We start from the raw sequence: 16275 nt of genomic DNA, 5'->3' as shown, positions 1-16275 counted from the left end.
AGGATAGACCAATGACTGTTCATATCCACCCGTCGGTCGACAATGGCGTCAAACAAGGCTCCGGCAATTTTGCCGGCGGCACGCTCGTCTGCAAATGCGCGGACAAGAAGGTCAAGGTCGGGGTCAAGGGCGATGTCGCCCACAACCACGCCTGCGGCTGCACCAAGTGCTGGAAGCCCTCGGGCGCCATCTTCTCGGTGGTCGCGGTGGTCCCGCGCGAGAACGTCACCGTGCTGGAGAACGGCGACAAGCTGAAGATCGTAGATGCCGCCGCGGTGATCCAGCGCCATGCCTGCACCGGATGCGGCACCCACATGTACGGCCGGATCGAGAACAAGGGCCATCCGTTCTATGGCCTCGACTTCATCCATCCCGAGCTGTTCCAGGAGTCCGGCTCGGCGGCTCCGGGATTTGCCGCGTTCGTGTCGTCGGTGATCGAGTCCGGCGTCAAGCCGGCCGAGATGGCGGGGATCAGGTCGCGGCTGAAGGAGCTCGGACTCGAGCCGTATGATTGCCTGTCGCCGGCGCTGATGGACGCGATCGCGACCCACGTGGCGAAATCCAAGGCGGCCTGACAGGGGCGCGGGCTGACCAAGGTAGCCGACAAGGCCGGCCTGAGCGGTCCGTCCTAACGAGATTCGTCGCCGGCAGAGGGCCTGTCGGCGACGGATATGCTGGTAGTACCCGTGACCTTGAACCTTGCATGCCCTGCGGGCGACCATAGGGCATGCATTTTATCTTCCGCCTTGCCCTCGTCCTGTCCCCGATCCTGATCCTGTCACCGGTCCGTGCCGGGTCACCAGAAGACCGCTACATCGCGACGCGTGACGCCGCGATTGCCAAATTTGCCAAGCTGTCGAACGACAATAAGATCAACGAGACCGTCGACAGGGCCGAGGCGGCCGCGCGCGACGAGCTCACGGGCCAGTTGGCCGCAATCCTGGCGCAGCCGGCCCGGCCGGGCTTTGCGCCCGCCCAGCTCAATCTCGACACTCTATATAAGGGCGACATGGGGTTCGGCATGCTCGACGGCCTGCGCTTCGATGCCGACACCGGCAGGGACGGCGGCAAGATCGGCGAGAAGCGTGCCGACGGCAGTTTCGTCGAGCCGAAGGCCCACATCATCGTCACATCCGAAGCCCTGTTCACCCGCTGGCTGCACGAGCACAAGGCCTGGTGGGACAAGGGCAGCAAGAACGTGCCACAGCAGATAGAACCGGCGCTGAAGTTCGAGGGCCTCTACACCCAGGCGATATCGACCGATGCGGCCGTGATCAACTTCAATGAGCTGCCGGTCGCCAAGCCGGCGTCGGCCACGCTGACCTACGGTTTTCTGGCCGGCCGTACCCAGGATTCGTTTCCAGAGGCGGCCGACGAGGTGTTTGTCGCAGCGCTCGCCAACGGCAAGTTCTACATCGCCTATGGCGAGATCGAGCCCACCGTGCAGGTGCCGGCCTGCACCGCGATCCGCGCCGACTACAACAAGAAGGCCGACGCAGCGGCCGAGAAGCTCGAGCGCAAGCAGATTTCCAAAGCGGCCTATGACAAGCTCGGCGACCTGCGCCAGCAGGGCGAGGACGCCTTCAAGCGCTGCTTCGTTCAGCACGCCCCGGAGCAGCCGGAATTCGCCGCAGCCACCAGGCAGGCCCAGGCGCTGCTGGAGACGGCGATCGGCAAATAGCCTCGCGCAACGGTTTGATCGGCTGACGGTCCGTCCCTATCTTCCCCGGAAAGCTCAGCACACCGGGGAGACGCCATGACTACCGCCATCACTCCGTTTCGCATCGCCGTCAGCGACGATGTCCTTGAGGATCTCCGCACCCGGTTGCGCCGGACCCGCTGGCCGGAAGCTGAGCTGGTCGACGATTGGAGCCAAGGTGCGCCGCTGAAATGGATCAAGGACATCTGCCAGTATTGGGCCGAGACGTATGATTGGCGGCAGCGCGAGGCGCGGCTCAACCGCTTCAGCCAGTTCACCACCGAGATCGACGGGCTCGACATCCACTTCATCCATGTCCGCTCAAAACATCCGGAGGCGCGGCCATTGGTCATCACCCATGGCTGGCCGGGATCGGTGGTCGAATTCCACAAGGTGATCGAACCGCTGACCGATCCGACCGCGCATGGCGGCAGCGCCGCCGATGCATTCCATGTGGTGTGCCCGTCATTGCCGGGCTTCGGCTTCTCGGCCAAGCCTATCGCGACGGGCTGGGGTGTCGACCGGATCGCGAAGGCCTGGGCCGTCCTGATGGAGCGGCTGGGCTATGCCAGCTATTTCGCGCAAGGCGGCGATTGGGGCTCCGCGGTCACGACCGCGATCGGCGGGCAGGATCCGGCGCATTGTGCCGGCATCCACATCACGCTTGCGATGTCGACCCGGCCCAATGTCGAGGGCCAGCCGACGCCGGAGGAAACCCGCGCGCTCAACGGCATCAAATACTACGCCGACTGGGACTCCGGCTATTCCAAGCAGCAGTCGACCCGGCCGCAGACGCTCGGCTATGCCCTGACGGATTCACCGAGCGGGCAGGCGGCCTGGATCCTTGAAAAGTTCTGGGCCTGGACCGACTGCGACGGGCATCCGGAAAACATCCTCGGCCGCGACGAACTGCTCGATAATGTCATGCTGTACTGGGTCACCGAGACGGCCGCATCGTCTGCGCGGCTCTATTGGGAGAGCTTCGGGCCGGGCAAGCGAACCCCGCACAAGGTCAATGTGCCGACCGGCGTTGCCGTGTTTCCCAAGGAGATCGTCACGCCGGTCCGCAAATGGATGGAGACCAATTTCACCAACATCCAGCACTGGAGCGAGATGCCGAAGGGCGGGCACTTCTCCGCGTTCGAGCAGCCCGAGCTGTTCGTTGGCGAGGTGCGGGAGTTTTTCGGGAAGCTGCGCTAGCTGCGTTTGTGTCAATGCGCTGCGCAACGGAGGAACGTCGGCGTGCTGCTTGATCCCCGCGATGGCGACTTCGAGGACAATGCCGCCAGTCCCGAACAGCGTTCGTTGTTCGCGATCGTGGGCAGCCTTCTGGTTGAGATAAGCCCGGCGAAGCTGTTATTCGCCTGGACGGTTTCACTTCTGCTTCCGGGCCTGCTGCTCGGCCTTGCGCCGCTGGTCGCGTCCGCCTGGATCTCGAGCCTTTCGCAACAAGTTCTGGCGCTGTCCGAAGTGGGGGCCGTGCTGGCGTTGGTTGTGATCGTAGCGTTAGGGTGGCTCGGCGGGCGACCGCTGTTTCAAATCGCAGAAACAAACTTCTGGTCATTGAACGCGCTCGCGGTGCAACCGAGCTACACCTTCACGCGTGAGGCGCTGGGCCATCTGGCGGAACTGCTCTGGCGAACCGGCGCAACTCCTGCTTCTCGCATAAGGCTGCGCCGCAATTGTTCGATCGGCGCCGGCATGCTGCTCTCTGCAGGTGCAGCATTGATCGCGGTCCTGTCTTGGCCTGCTTCGCAATGGACTGCGACCGTCAATGACCTTGTTCTGATCCATCGTCTTGTGGTGCCGACATTCGCGAACGCCGTGGTGCTGGTGTCCAGCTATCTTGCGGTCGCATCACTGGCCTGGAGTGTGGCCGACGCCAGCATGGATCAACCGGCCGACCTTGCCGCCTTCGACGCGACGCCGCTCGGAGGCCGCTGTTGGCGCCTTGCGCATTTGTCGGATATTCACGTGGTCGGCGAGCGATACGGCTTCCGCATCGAAAGCGGGACGGCCGGTCCGCGGGGAAACCAGCGCTTCCATCGCGTGCTGGCTCGCCTCGCCGAAATTCACGCCGTCGATCCACTCGACCATGTGTTGATCAGCGGCGATATGACGGATGCCGGCCGGCCCGGCGAATGGGCGGAATTTCTCGATGCATTGGCAGGTCACCCTGAGCTTGCAGCACGCATCATCATGCTTCCGGGCAATCATGACGTTAATGTCGTGGATCGCGCCAATCCGGCGCGCCTCGACCTGCCGTTCAGCCCAGGCAAGCGGCTACGGCAGATGCGTACCTTGTCGGCGATTGCGGCCGTCCAGGGCGATCGCGTGCGTGTCATCGACGATTCCGGCAAACCGTCGGCTACGCTGAACCAGGCGCTGGCACCTTACCAAGACCGGATAGTGCAATTTGCGCAGCACGGGGGTGTGCGCCGTGCTGTGGCGGTCCGCGGCTTGTTCGATGACCAATTCCCGATGATCCTGCCGCCGGACCGGGATGGCGGCCTCGGAGTCGCCATTCTCAACTCCAACGCAGAAACCCACTTTTCCTTCACCAACGCGCTCGGTTTGGTTTCGGAAGCGCAAACGCGGCGATTGGAGGCTGCAATCCGTCATTTCCCGACGGCATGCTGGATCATCGCGCTGCATCATCACTTGATGGAGTATCCGATGCCGGTCAAGACGTTTGCCGAACGCATCGGGACGGCCCTGATCAACGGCAGTTGGTTTGTACGCAGGTTGCAAAAGTTTTCCGATCGCTCGGTCGTGATGCACGGTCACCGGCATATCGATTGGATCGGTACATGCGGTGCGTCGAAGATCGTCTCGGCCCCGTCGCCGGTGATGGCGGCGGCCGATGATGCGGTCACCTATTTCTATATCCACAGAATGGTGGTCGGGCCGGACAGGAAGCTCTGCCTCGCCGAGCCCGAGCGGGTGGAAATTGCCGGAAGCTAAGACGTTTCCGGCCTTTCTTCCTGCGTTCCGCCGAACAAATCAGCGATCCATGCGGCCGACGGACTCTCGGCACAGAAGGTCAGAATGGCGAGCGTGATCGGCACGCCGATGAAAGTCCCGAACAGGCCCCAAAGCGAGCTCCAGAAGAAGATCGCAAACAGCACCAGGAACGGCGAGATCGACAACGTCGAGCCGGCCACCCGCGGTTCGATATAGCTGCCGACCACGAACTGGATGACGTTGAGACAGGCGAACACACCAAACACGGCTGGCCAACTCTCGAACTGCGTCATGGCCAGCAGCGTGGGGAACAATGTCGCGATGAAGGGGCCGATGAAAGGAATGTAGTTGAGGACAAAGGCGATGACGCCCCATTCAAACGCGAATGGCAGTCCGGTCACGGCAGCGAACAGGCCGACCAGGAGACCCGTGACCGCGCTCATCTGCGTCCGCACCAGCATATATTTGCGAAACTTGGCGGCCGTGGCCTTGCTGCCCTTGAGCAAGACGCTCGCGGCTGTGCGATTCTCCAGTCGCTGGATTCGTCGACCGGCGTCTTCGACCTCGAGAAGCCCCAGCACGACATAGACCAGCACGATGAGCCAGAAACTCAACGTGGTGTTGACGCGGCCGGTGACGTATTGCGTGACGCGCAGCAGCCAGCCTACGTTGAAATGCTCCGCCCAAAGGCCTGCAAACGAGATGCCATGGCCGTCCAGCCATATCACCGCGGCGTCGTAGAAGGCTTGATATCGCGCCGCATCCGCAAGCAAGGAGCGCCCGACACGACCGAATCCCCACGCCGCGAGCGAGGCAAATGCGATGCAGACGGTGGTCGTAACGACGACGGTGATGGCGAGCGCGAAGAGTTTCGGCAGCCACGACTGCAGCCGTTCCTGAACGGGCCAGACGATCGCAATGATGAACAGCGCGGCCGCAAGCGGGGCCAGCACGCTGCGCGACTGAGCCACCGCCGCAGTGACCAGTACTGCGGCAATGATGCCGGTCGTGATCTTCAACCCGCCTGTCACCATCCGGCGACCTTAGTGGAAAACGCGCCCCGCAGGCAAATGCGGCGCTCGAGCGCACTATTCAGCTTGGAAGCTGACCGGCAATCTCGTCGGCTCGCCAGCACCGCACCGCGTGCCCGTCCGGACGCGTTTCAAGCGAAGGCCCGGGTTCGCGACGACACACCGCTTCGGCGTAACGACAGCGCGGACTGAATGCGCATCCATCCGGCGGATCGAGCGGATTGGGAAGCTCGCCCCTTGCCGTCGCCAGCGGCGCGCGGCGTAGCGGATCGGGAATCGCGGCGATCAGGGTTTGCGTATAGGGGTGCGCCGGCCGTTCGAAGATGTCGCGCCAGCCGCCCGTCTCCACGATGCGGCCGAGATACATCACCGCGACCCTGTCGCTCATGTGCTCGACCACGCCGAGGTCGTGGCTGATCATGATGTAGGAGAGGCCGAGGCTCTCCTTCAATTCCAGCAGCAGGTTGATGATCTGGGCGCGGATCGAGACGTCGAGCGCCGATACCGGTTCGTCGCAGATGACGATCTTCGGATTGAGGATCAGTGCACGGGCGATGCCGATGCGCTGGCGCTGGCCGCCCGAGAATTCATGCGGGTAGCGGCCGGCCTGTTCGGGGCGCAGACCGACATGCCTGAGCATCTCGGCGATGCGTCCGTCGATCTCGCTCCGGGCCGTCACGCCATGCAGGCGCAGCGGATCCTCAAGCGTGCGGCGAACGGTCTGGCGTGGATTGAGCGAGGCGTAGGGATCCTGAAACACCATCTGGGCGATGCGGGCCAATCGCTTTCGATCGACCGACCGCCGCTCCGTCACGACGTGCCCGTCCAGCACGATCCTGCCTCGCGTCGGCGTCAGCAGCCCTAGCAGCGAAAGGGCGACGGTCGACTTGCCGCAACCGGATTCGCCGACGAGGCCGAGGCACTCGCCGCGCTTCAGCTCGAGATCGATGCCGTCGACCGCGCGCAGCAGCCGATGGCCGCCGCCGAGCAGGCCGCCGCCAAGCGGAAAATGCACCGCGAGATCCTCCACGCTGAGGATGACGTCGTCGTCAGGCCTCACCGCGGGGTCAAGCATGATGGTGGCACCGGACGAGGCCGCCTGCACCGAGCCATGTCGTCTCCGGTACGGTGGTCCGGCAGATCTCGGTCGCCTGCGCGCAACGCGGATTGAATCGGCAGCCGCTTGGGAAATCCGCGATCGCGGGTACGACGCCGGCGATCTCCCTGAGCCGCGACCGGCCAAGCGCGGCGCGGCTCCCCAGCCGTGGCAGCGAGTCGACCAGACCTTGCGTGTAAGGATGCGCGCCGGCGCGGAAGATGTCGTCCGAGCCGCGTTCCTCGACGATGCGGCCGGCATACATCACGCCGACGCGGCTGCAGACATTGGCGACCAAACCGAGATCGTGGCTGATCATCAGGATCGCAGTGCCTCGCTCGGCGCACAGATTGCGCATCAGCTCGATGATCTCCGCCTGCACCGTCACGTCGAGCGCGGTGGTCGGCTCGTCGGCGATCAGAAGATCCGGATCGCATGCCAGCGCGATGGCGATCATCACGCGCTGGCGCATGCCGCCCGAAAGCTGGTGCGGATAATCCTTCACCCGCCGCTCCGGCGCGGGGACTCGGACATTCGCCAGCGCCTCGACGGCGAGCTGGTTTGCCTCGCGCCAGCTCTTGCCTTTGTGCAGCACAAACATTTCCGCGATCTGCCGACCCACCGGCGAGACCGGATTAAGCGCCGTCATCGGCTCCTGGAAGATCATGGCGATCCGGTTGCCGCGCAGCGCGCGTTGCTCGGCCGCGGAAAGTCCCTGGATCTCGCGGCCTTCGAAGCGGATGGCGCCGGCGGCGATCGAGAGCGGCCGGCGCAGCAAACCGATCAGGGCAAGGGCCGTAATGCTCTTGCCGCAGCCGGACTCGCCGACAAGGCCGAAGGTCTCGCCACGATCGATGCGGAATGAAACGCCCTCGACCGCTGCAACATGCCTGGCACCGTCGGCGAGATCGATGCGCAAGCCCTCGACTTCGATCAGCGGAGCGGCTGTCATGTGCGCCGGCTCCGCGATTGGGGATCGAGCACGTCGCGCAAGCCGTCGCCGAGCAAATTGAGGCCGAGCACCGTCAGGAATATCGCAAGGCCGGGGAAGACCGACAGCCATGGCGCCGTGGTGATCTGGTCGCGCGCCTCCGACAGCATGCTGCCCCAGCTGGGATAGGGTGGACGGATGCCGAGGCCGAGGAACGAGAGCGAGGCTTCGGCCAGCACCGCACCGCCCATGCCGAGCGTGCCGATGACGATAATGGGACCGATCATGTTCGGCAGCAATTGCGTGATCATGATGCGCAGATCTCCGTAGCCCAGCACTCTCGCAGCTTGCACATAGCCTTGGCTCTTGAGCGACAGTGTCGAGGCCCGCGCGATCCGGCAGGTGAAGGACCAGTTGGTCAATCCGAGCGCGATCAGCAGGCTGGTCAGGCCGGGTCCAAGCACCGCCATGATGGCGAGTGCGAAAATCAGCGAAGGGATTGCGAGCATGACATTGGTCAGCCCGTTGACGACATCGTCCCACCAGCCGCCCCAATAGCCCGCGGTCAAGCCCAGCGTCACGCCGATGACGCTGTTGACGAGCTGCGAGACGATGCCGACCGTCAGCGAGATGCGCGCGCCGTGCACGACGCGGGAATAGATATCGCGGCCCTGCGCATCGGTGCCGAACCACCAGATCCAGCTCGGCGGTTCTTCCGCATTCACGAGGTTGGCACCCATGACCGGATCGGTATGGGCCAGCCAGGGCGCGAACAGGCCGACGAAGATCGCAAGCGCGAACAGCATCCCGCCGATGATCGCGCTGGTGCCAAGCTTCATCGTGGCCGCTCCGCCGTCACGGGCTGGACGGTCCATCGTGCACAGGTGTGGTGAGACCGACGGACCCTCATGCGTATCTGATCCTTGGATCGATCACGCCGTAGAGCAGGTCGACCAGTGTATTGACGGCGAGAAAGAACAGCACCACCACGAGAATGGTGCCCTGCACGGCCGGAATGTCGCGCTGCAGGACGCTGTCGACCAGCAACGAGCCGATGCCCGGCCAGGAGAACAGTTTCTCGACGACCACCGCCTGGCCCATCACGACGCCGAATTGCAGGCCGATCGCCGTGAGAATGATGACGAGGGCATTGCGCATCACGTGCCAGGTCACGACCCGGGTCTCGCTCATGCCCTTCGAGCGCGCGGTGCGGACAAAATCCGCGGTCATGATCTCGAGCACCGCCGCACGCGTCGTCCGCGCCAGCAGCGCCATCGGCGAGACGCCGAGCGTCACGGCGGGCAGCAGCAGATATTTGAGCCCGCCATCGCCATAGCCGAAACTCGGCAGCCAGCCGAGCTTCAATGCGAACAGATACATCAGCAGCAGCCCGAGCCAGAACTTGGCCATCGAGAGGCCAGATACCGCCAGCACCATCGAGATCGTGTCGACGATGCTGCCCGGCCTCAGCGCGGCGATGAAGCCGAGCGGTACGCCGACCGCAACCGCGAATACCAGGGCAGCGAATATCAATTGCAGCGTCGGCCACATCCGTTTGGCGATCATGGTCGTAACCGGCTCGCTGGTGCGGAACGAGGTGCCGAAATCACCGGTCGCGAGCTTGGCGATATAGGAGCCGAAGCGCACGTAAACCGGATCGTCGAGCCCGAGCTGCTTCTTCATCCGTTCCACGACCTGCGGGTCCGTCGGGCCGCGGCCGTCGTCGCCCATGCTCGATACGATGCTGCCCGGGACGACGCTGAACAGCACAAAGATCAGCATCACGACGGCCAGCACGGTCGGAATGGTTTGCAGGACTCGACGGATCGCGAAGGACAGCATGGGACGCTTTCGTCACTCCCTCGATCGTTTCTCGCGATGGAGGAGCATGGCACCTGTCACTTCGCGGGCGAGGTCTCGTCGACCCAGAGGTCCTCGACATTCTGATGGGTCAGTTCGGTCGCGTCCAGCTGAATTCCCTTGAGCCAGGGCTGCACCGCCATGACCGCCTTGTTGTAGTTGAAGAACCAGACCGGTGCTTCCTCATGGAGCAGCGCATTGGCCTTTTGCAGCAGCTGGACGCGCTTGGTGGCGTCGTCGGTCTGCCCGGCTTCATCGATCACCTTGTCGAACTCGGCGTTCTTGAAGTTCGTGTAGTTGCAGGCCGATTGTGGCGTCGCCGAGTGGAAGCATTTGAGTGCGGCCTGTGGATCCGGGCCGGTCGCCTGGGAATAGATGAAGGCCTGGAAGTCGCCCTTGCGAATGACCTCCGCCAGCACCGCGGTCTCGACCTGCTTCACTTTCACCTTGATACCGACCTTGTCCAGCATCGGGATCGCGGCCTCGACGATCGGCAGGCCCCAGCTTTCGTTCTGACTGGTGGTCCATTCGAATTCAAAGCCCGAGGGATAACCCGCGTCCGCGAGCAATTGCTTCGCCTTCGCGGGATCATAGGGGTAGGGCTTCATCGTCTTGTCGTAGGCAGGCGAGGTCAAAGGCAGCCAGCTCGTGGCGCGATAGGCCTTGCCCTTGACCAGCTTGTTGATGATCAGATCGGCATCGATGGCGTGGTTGATGGCCTGGCGAACCCGCTTGTCGGAGAACGGCTTGAACGCCGGATTCATCCCCATATAGCGCGTGAAGACCTCGGCGACTTCGACGATGGTGCCCTTGAGGTCGGGGTCGACCTGATAGGCGACATACTGCGCCGGCCCCAGCACCGAGGTGTCGATCTCCTTGTTGCGGAAGGCGACGTCGCGTGCGGCGGCTTCGCCCATCAGCGAGATCACGAGCTTGTCGGCGTATGGCTTGCCGGGCTTGTAGAACCGGTCCCAGCGTTCCAGCACGATACGCGATCCCGGCACGTGCTCGACGAACTTGAACGGACCAAGACCGATCGGCTTCTGGATGAAGCTCTCCTTGGCGCCCTCGTCGGCGGGATAGATCGAGGTCAGCGCCGTGAAGAAGTAAAAGGCGGGATCGACTTTTTCGGTCAGCTTCATCTCGAGGGTGAGGTCGTCGATTTTCTTCAGGCCGGAGATCTCCTTGGCCTGGCCCTTCTCGACCTCGGCCGCACCCTCGATGATGCGGACGAAGCGCGCGCCGGGATAGGCCTTGGTGCCGTCCATGATGCGATTGTAGGACCAGATGACGTCGTCCGCCGTCATCTTGCGATCGTTGTGGAAGTAGGCGTCATCGCGCAGCTTGAAAGTGTAAATGAGGCCTCCGCCCGAGACGGCGACCTCCTTGGCAAGTTCCAGAACCGGCTTGCCCTCGCTGGAGTCCCAGATATAGAGCGACCGGTGCAGGGCCTTGGCGTAGATCTCGTCCTGGGCGCGTGGTGTCGTGTGGATGTCCATGCTGGTGAAGCTGGAGCCGTAGGGCGCCGTCATGCGAATGGTCCCGCCCTTGCGCGGTGTCTGGGCTGCCGCCGCCGTGGCGGCGAGTGCGAGCCCCAGGCCGGCCGCGATCGCAATCAACTTGAACTTCATGTTTCCCCCAACGATGCAGGAACATTCCGATCAGCGAGTTGACCATCGGCGGCATGTCAAGCGCAAGGTCCACATGTCGTGTCGGTGGCGACCGGCACCAAATAATTGTGCCGCCTCGATGCGAGGAGCGGGATCACGGCAGCGCAGCGCGTGGCGTGCATCTGCGATGCAGTAGCGTCGACCGCAGTACAACTTTTGCCTGTATGTAAGCGATTGCGATTGAACGGATTTCGGGTTCCGTCGTGAAGCCGCCAAGGCAGGGTTCGAAGGCAGGCTGCTATCGGTCGAGCGAAGCGCAACCGGCCGTCTACAGCAGTCCCCGATAAATTCCTGGCGCGGAGCCTTCGATGGCCACGGCGCCGACGGCCTTCGCGTAGAATTCTGCCGGCCCGACGCCACCGATGATGGCGTAGCCGAAGCCCTGGTGCTTCATGTCCTCGAGACAGGCGAACAACAGCGCCTTGCCGATTCCGCCCTGCTGGGCCTTCGGCGCGACGCCGGTCGGACCGAAGAAGTTGCGGCAGGCTGCGTCATGGCAGGCGAAGCCGACAATTTTCTTGTGCTGGATCGCGATGAAGCAGGAGACCGGTTCGCGGCTGAACGCAACCTCGGTTTCGCTGGCCCATGCCTCGCTGAAGGTCTCCCGTACCCAGGCTGTAACCTTGTGCTTTTCGGGGGCGAGCGCGCGGCGCATGACAATTCCGGCCTGCTGCAATCGATCGTAGGCGGGCCGGGAATCGGGCAGGGCATAGAGCTTGACGAGCATGTCCATCCGGCGACCTTAAGGCATGATCCGGAAAAGTGCGAAGCGGTTTTCCGAAAAGATCATGCCTAAACGAGAAACCAAGGCGCGATGACGGTTCAAGCGGATTTCATGCGCCTTTGTAAGAAACACGCCGCGGGCAAATCGCTGGATGGGCATGACTGCGTTCCAGCCGTGCTGCGTCATTTCCGCCGTTGCCTGTTCGAGGCCCTGACTTCACGCGCGATTGCCCAAAATACCCGCCGCAGAATGCAACAATCGCAATAATCACGCTGGCGGCGATAATCTCTTGCATGTCCGCGGTTCTCCAAGTAAATGTGTCTCGTCTACGTGGGAAAATTACCCACGCAAAGCAAAATCGGCTTCGAGGCGTGATGAGACGGGGTGAATGCATGGTGAGGGTCAGTGCAGCAGACAGACGTCGGGCAATCGTCGCGCTCGCAATCATGGTCGGCATCGGCTCGGCGCAGGCCGCCCGATATGTCGGACGCCGGCGGAGGGACCGTCTCTGTTCCGATCGACACGCGGAGCCAGACATCCGCGATGGATGGCGCGGTCCACCCGGTCCAGCTTCCCAAGGGCGCGTCCGCGATCAGTGAGACTTACGGAGACTGGATCGTCAAATGTCAGCTCGACGGCGGCGCAAGGCTGTGCACCCTCAGTCAGACGCAGACCTCCAAGGAGACCAACCAGCAAGTCTTCGCCATCGAACTGCTGCCAGGGAACGGAAAGGCCGAAGGCAACATGTTGATGCCATTTGGACTCAAGCTCGACGCCGGGGCCGTCGTCAAGCTTGACGGCAAGGACCTGGAGCAGACGCGCTTCTCCACCTGCACCGTGCAAGGCTGTCTGCTTCCGGTGTCCTTTCCCACTGTTGTGACCGACACCATGAGCAAGGCCAAGACGCTCACCGTCGCCGCGCAGAACATCAACACCGGGCCGGTCGTCTTCAATGTTTCGCTCAACGGCTTCGCCGCGGCGCTGGAGCGCACCATTCAACTTGGCAGCTGACCGGCACGGTGCGGGGCCACAAGGTCGGCCGTATTTCACTTGCGCGGCGTGCGATCAGCCACACGGCGGCGGAGCTCGGAGGGCGGCCTGCACCGCCCGGCATACGCTTGAGTGTGAGGCGCCGCGCGCGTCCCGCGCCCCGCGCGGGTCGCCGTGCAACGAAGATCCGAGCACGTCGACGGTCGCGGTGGCGCCGGCAACGAGCTCGCTTCGTGCGGCGGGATCGAGCGCGATCCGGACCGGAACGCGTTGCGCCAGCCGCACCCAGTTGAAGGTCGGATTGACATTGGCAAGCAAGGTCGTACCGGAACTGCGGTCGCGATCCTCGATGCCGGCCGCGACACTGTCTACCCTCCCGCGCAGCACGTGGTCGCTGCCCAGCAGCCGAACACTGACGCGGTCGCCGAGATGGATGCGCGGCAGCTTGGTCTCCTCGAAATAGCCCTCGACGCGCAGGTGTCGGAATCGAGCAGCGCCATCACGCCCTTGCCGGTGGTGAGATAGGTCCCTGGCCGCAGCTCCACGTTAGTGACGACGCCACTAATGGAGGCACGTACCTCGCTGCGCTCGAGATTGAGCTTGGCCAGATTGAGGTCCGCGACGGCCTGGTCATGGGCAGCCTGCGCCTCGCCCTGGGCCGCGATCACCTGATCCAGCCGCTGCTTGGAGACGACGACGTCGGGCGTGAGCGCGCTGTAGCGCTTCAGGTCCGCGTTGGCCTCGTCGAGCTGGGCGCCCTTGCCGAGCAGCACCGCCTCGGCCTGCTTCAGCGCGATCTCGTAGCGCGCCCGGTCGATCCGGAACAGCACGTCGCCGCGCTGGACCGGCTGGTTGTCCTTGACGAGCACGTCGGTGACGAAGCCGGAGACATCGGGCGCAACCGGAACGACGTCAGCCCTGACATGGCCGTCGCGGGTCCAAGGCTCGTTCATGTAGTAGTCCCAGAGCTTGTAACCGGCCCAGACCGCGACCAGAACCACGAGTGTGGTGAGAGAGACGCGGCGCAGCGCGTTGAGAACGGATTTCATGAGACCAACTCCCTGGAGATAAAGATGAGGCCGGCGACCAGGCAGACGTAGAGCGCGAAATTGAACAGCGCGCCGTGCCAGACGTGGCGATAAAGGCCGGCCCGCGCCAACACCCTGGCGGCCACGCGCGTGAGGATGCAGGCGACGACCGCCCCACAGCAGGAAACTGGGAACGATCACGCCAAACAGATCAAGTTCGTATCTCATGGGGCTATGCTCCCTTGCTCTGATGGGCGCGGCTGGTAGGACCCGGCGGCAGGAAACAGGCCGGCGCGAATTCCGGAAAGGCCGATCAGCGCGTCACTGCGGTTCTTGCTCGCGGGCTCCCGCAACGTCGACGCAATCGCGTCGTCGAGCCGGCCGATCAGCCCATCCGGCAGCCGCCCGGCGGTATGGGTCCGGGCAGCCGATGCAAGACGGTCGAACAGCGCGTCGATGCCGGCTGTGGCAGCGCGTGACAGACCGAGGCTCGCGTGCCTGACGTCGACGATGTTCAGTGCCGTTCGAAGCTGGCGAAGATTGGCGGCGTCGCTCCGCGCCACTGCTGGAACCACGGCGATGCGCGCGGCAAGCAGAGCCAGGCGATGCTGCATGAGACTGCCGATAGCGGCGCGATTCTGGGGCGAGCTGCGCCCGGCTACCGCGGCGAGCGTACGCCAGTTGCTCCGCACCAGGCGGTTTGCGATCCAGGTTGCGCCCAGCGTGCGGACGATGCCGCAGGTTGTGGCCGTGAGCGCGACACCCACCATGAGCGATATGCTGGAATTGGCGAAGGCACCGAAGTCCGCCGAGTAGGATGATTGCAGCGCGAGCTGCACCGATGTGAAGATGGCAAGCCAAGAGCCGGTGGATCCGGTCGCCGGCCGTGCCGTCATCCAGCCGAACAGCAGGAACGTCGGCGCGAGGGCGACGACGAGCATCTCGAACGTCGTGACGCGCGGCAAAATGCCGAACGTGCAAATTCCGGTGACCACGATGACGACGAGGATGACGCCGAAGAACTTGCGGAATGCCGGCAGCGGATCGTCCTGGCCGGCTAGAAACGACCCGACAAGTGCGGCGAACAACGCAGCCGATGCACCATCGGTCCAGCCGGTGGCGATCCAGAACGCGCAGCAAGCGAGAACCGAGAGTGCTGTCGCCGCGGCGGCCCACGACGCGAGCCCGTGGTCACGGTGCCGGGCACCAGGCACCGGGCTGTCAAGCGTCAGGGCAAGCGCAAGCGAGCTCGGGTCGCGGCCGTCGGCAGTTGCCTCGCGCAACAGGCGGCAATCCCGCATGACGTCGATGAGATTGCGCAGCCGAACGGCGAGGCCGACCGCGGATATCTCGGTCCAGTTCGCATTTGTGTCAAGCTGCGGCTGGACTTCATCGAGTATTGCGCGCAATCCGTCAGCGTCCCGTTCGTCCTGATCGCCGTTCGCAAGCCAGCTTGCGATCCGCAGGCTGACATCGGCGATGGCTGGCGGCACACCGCCGTGAGAGATGAGCGCGTTCTTCCGGGCCTCGATTGATGCGAGCAGAGGGTGCAACAGCAGCATCCGTTGCCGAAGCAGTTCTAGGCCTCGTACCGTATTCGCCGATGTCACGGTTTCGAAGCCGAGATGCCGGCTCAGCTGGTCGATCTCGGCGGCGGCAGCGGCAAGCCGCATGCGTTCGCCATCGTGCTCCTGGTCGCTGCCCTGGCCGGTGAGGACGTCCACGGTGAGCTGGCGCGTGTTGGCGAGCCAGGCCTCCGCGCGGGCGGCGATTGTGCCGGCGACGGTGCGCGGCAGCACGATCCTTGATGCGACACTCGCGCAGGCGATGCCGAGCAGGATTTCCTGCACGCGGGCAGCGACGATGTCGAACGTCGATTCGGGCGTCGAAAGGATCGGGAAGCCGAGCAGGGCGACAGTGTAGCCGGACAGCAGGAACACGTAGCTGCGCGGGGTGCCGTCAATCAGCGAAAAATACAGGAAAACGCCGGCCCACAGCGCCACGGCAAGGCTTAGCAGCTCGGGTGCGTTGACGAGATTCGGGATCAGCACGATCGTCCCGGTTGCGCCGATCAGCGTTCCCAGCACGCGATACACCGCCTTCGACGACGTCGCCCCCGTCAGCTCGTTGGAGGTGATGTAGACCGACGCCATCGCCCAGTAGGGGCGCGGCATATCGAGCAGGAGCGCGATCGAAAGCGCCACCATGGCTGCCGCAAACGTCCGTACTGTGAAGACGGAAGCGGAATTTCGCGACAGGAATGAGGAAGGCTGGTTCATCAT

15 protein-coding genes and 1 pseudogene are annotated in these 16275 nt (G+C 63.8%); 5 read left to right on the top strand and 11 right to left on the bottom strand.

Annotation, left to right across the window (positions count from 1 at the left end; translation table 11 throughout):
• The first annotated feature begins 11 nt into the window (after window positions 1-11).
• From gfa to QDT69_RS12540, 4 genes are all read left to right on the top strand, one after another.
• The gene (gene gfa / locus QDT69_RS12555) at window positions 12-575 is read left to right on the top strand and encodes an S-(hydroxymethyl)glutathione synthase (RefSeq protein ID WP_279706853.1); all 564 of its coding nucleotides are present in this window, start codon (window positions 12-14) and stop codon (window positions 573-575) included.
• 152 nt (window positions 576-727) lie between these two features.
• Complete coding sequence (locus QDT69_RS12550) at window positions 728-1681, top strand: hypothetical protein (protein WP_279706852.1); 954 nt, start codon at window positions 728-730, stop codon at window positions 1679-1681.
• Between the two features lie 75 nt (window positions 1682-1756).
• Entirely contained in the window at window positions 1757-2899 is a 1143-nt protein-coding gene (locus tag QDT69_RS12545; RefSeq protein ID WP_279706851.1) for an epoxide hydrolase, read from the top strand.
• Window positions 2900-2941: 42 nt separating this feature from the next.
• Complete coding sequence (locus QDT69_RS12540; protein WP_279706850.1) at window positions 2942-4663, top strand: metallophosphoesterase; 1722 nt, start codon at window positions 2942-2944, stop codon at window positions 4661-4663.
• Here the strand turns inward: QDT69_RS12540 and QDT69_RS12535 are convergent.
• The 8 genes from QDT69_RS12535 to QDT69_RS12500 all read right to left on the bottom strand — a co-directional run bounded on the left by QDT69_RS12535 (window position 4660) and on the right by QDT69_RS12500 (window position 12161).
• Window positions 4660-5697 carry an AI-2E family transporter gene (locus QDT69_RS12535; RefSeq protein ID WP_279706849.1) on the bottom strand — a complete coding sequence of 346 codons (1038 nt, stop codon included), beginning with the start codon at window positions 5695-5697 and terminating at the stop codon, window positions 4660-4662. The genes QDT69_RS12540 and QDT69_RS12535 overlap by 4 nt on opposite strands.
• Window positions 5698-5755: 58 nt before the next feature.
• Window positions 5756-6769: an oligopeptide/dipeptide ABC transporter ATP-binding protein gene (locus QDT69_RS12530; RefSeq protein WP_279706848.1), complete on the bottom strand. Its 1014-nt coding sequence runs from the start codon at window positions 6767-6769 to the stop codon at window positions 5756-5758.
• Window positions 6762-7742, bottom strand: coding sequence for an ABC transporter ATP-binding protein (locus QDT69_RS12525; RefSeq protein ID WP_279706847.1), 981 nt, complete (start codon window positions 7740-7742; stop codon window positions 6762-6764). The genes QDT69_RS12530 and QDT69_RS12525 overlap by 8 nt, the downstream gene beginning before the upstream one ends.
• Complete coding sequence (locus tag QDT69_RS12520) at window positions 7739-8560, bottom strand: ABC transporter permease (RefSeq protein ID WP_279706846.1); 822 nt, start codon at window positions 8558-8560, stop codon at window positions 7739-7741. Before QDT69_RS12520 ends, QDT69_RS12525 begins: the two co-directional genes overlap by 4 nt.
• 67 nt (window positions 8561-8627) lie before the next feature.
• Window positions 8628-9563 carry an ABC transporter permease gene (locus QDT69_RS12515; protein ID WP_279706845.1) on the bottom strand — a complete coding sequence of 312 codons (936 nt, stop codon included), beginning with the start codon at window positions 9561-9563 and terminating at the stop codon, window positions 8628-8630.
• 56 nt (window positions 9564-9619) lie between these two features.
• Window positions 9620-11212: an ABC transporter substrate-binding protein gene (locus QDT69_RS12510; protein WP_279706844.1), complete on the bottom strand. Its 1593-nt coding sequence runs from the start codon at window positions 11210-11212 to the stop codon at window positions 9620-9622.
• Window positions 11213-11519: 307 nt separating this feature from the next.
• Window positions 11520-11984, bottom strand: a complete 465-nt coding sequence (locus tag QDT69_RS12505; protein ID WP_279706843.1) for a GNAT family N-acetyltransferase — start codon at window positions 11982-11984, stop codon at window positions 11520-11522.
• Window positions 11985-11993: 9 nt separating this feature from the next.
• Window positions 11994-12161: a hypothetical protein gene (locus QDT69_RS12500; RefSeq protein WP_279706842.1), complete on the bottom strand. Its 168-nt coding sequence runs from the start codon at window positions 12159-12161 to the stop codon at window positions 11994-11996.
• A gap of 294 nt (window positions 12162-12455) precedes the next feature.
• Here QDT69_RS12500 and QDT69_RS12495 point away from each other — a divergent pair, with 294 nt between their 5' ends.
• Window positions 12456-12986: an invasion associated locus B family protein gene (locus QDT69_RS12495; protein ID WP_279706841.1), complete on the top strand. Its 531-nt coding sequence runs from the start codon at window positions 12456-12458 to the stop codon at window positions 12984-12986.
• 54 nt (window positions 12987-13040) lie between these two features.
• Here QDT69_RS12495 and QDT69_RS12490 read toward each other — a convergent pair.
• The 3 genes and pseudogenes from QDT69_RS12490 to QDT69_RS12480 form a co-directional block, all read right to left on the bottom strand.
• Window positions 13041-14014 (bottom strand): annotated as a pseudogene (locus QDT69_RS12490) (HlyD family secretion protein).
• Window positions 14011-14139, bottom strand: a complete 129-nt coding sequence (locus QDT69_RS37210; protein WP_347952037.1) for a DUF1656 domain-containing protein — start codon at window positions 14137-14139, stop codon at window positions 14011-14013. The pseudogene QDT69_RS12490 and the gene QDT69_RS37210 overlap by 4 nt, the downstream one beginning before the upstream one ends.
• Before the next feature lie 78 nt (window positions 14140-14217).
• Window positions 14218-16272 carry an FUSC family protein gene (locus QDT69_RS12480; RefSeq protein ID WP_279707115.1) on the bottom strand — a complete coding sequence of 685 codons (2055 nt, stop codon included), beginning with the start codon at window positions 16270-16272 and terminating at the stop codon, window positions 14218-14220.
• Window positions 16273-16275: the final 3 nt, after the last annotated feature.

The organism is Bradyrhizobium sp. CER78 (assembly GCF_029846235.1).
Taxonomy (GTDB): domain Bacteria; phylum Pseudomonadota; class Alphaproteobacteria; order Rhizobiales; family Xanthobacteraceae; genus Bradyrhizobium.
This window is presented reverse-complemented; position numbering and strand designations above follow the sequence as displayed.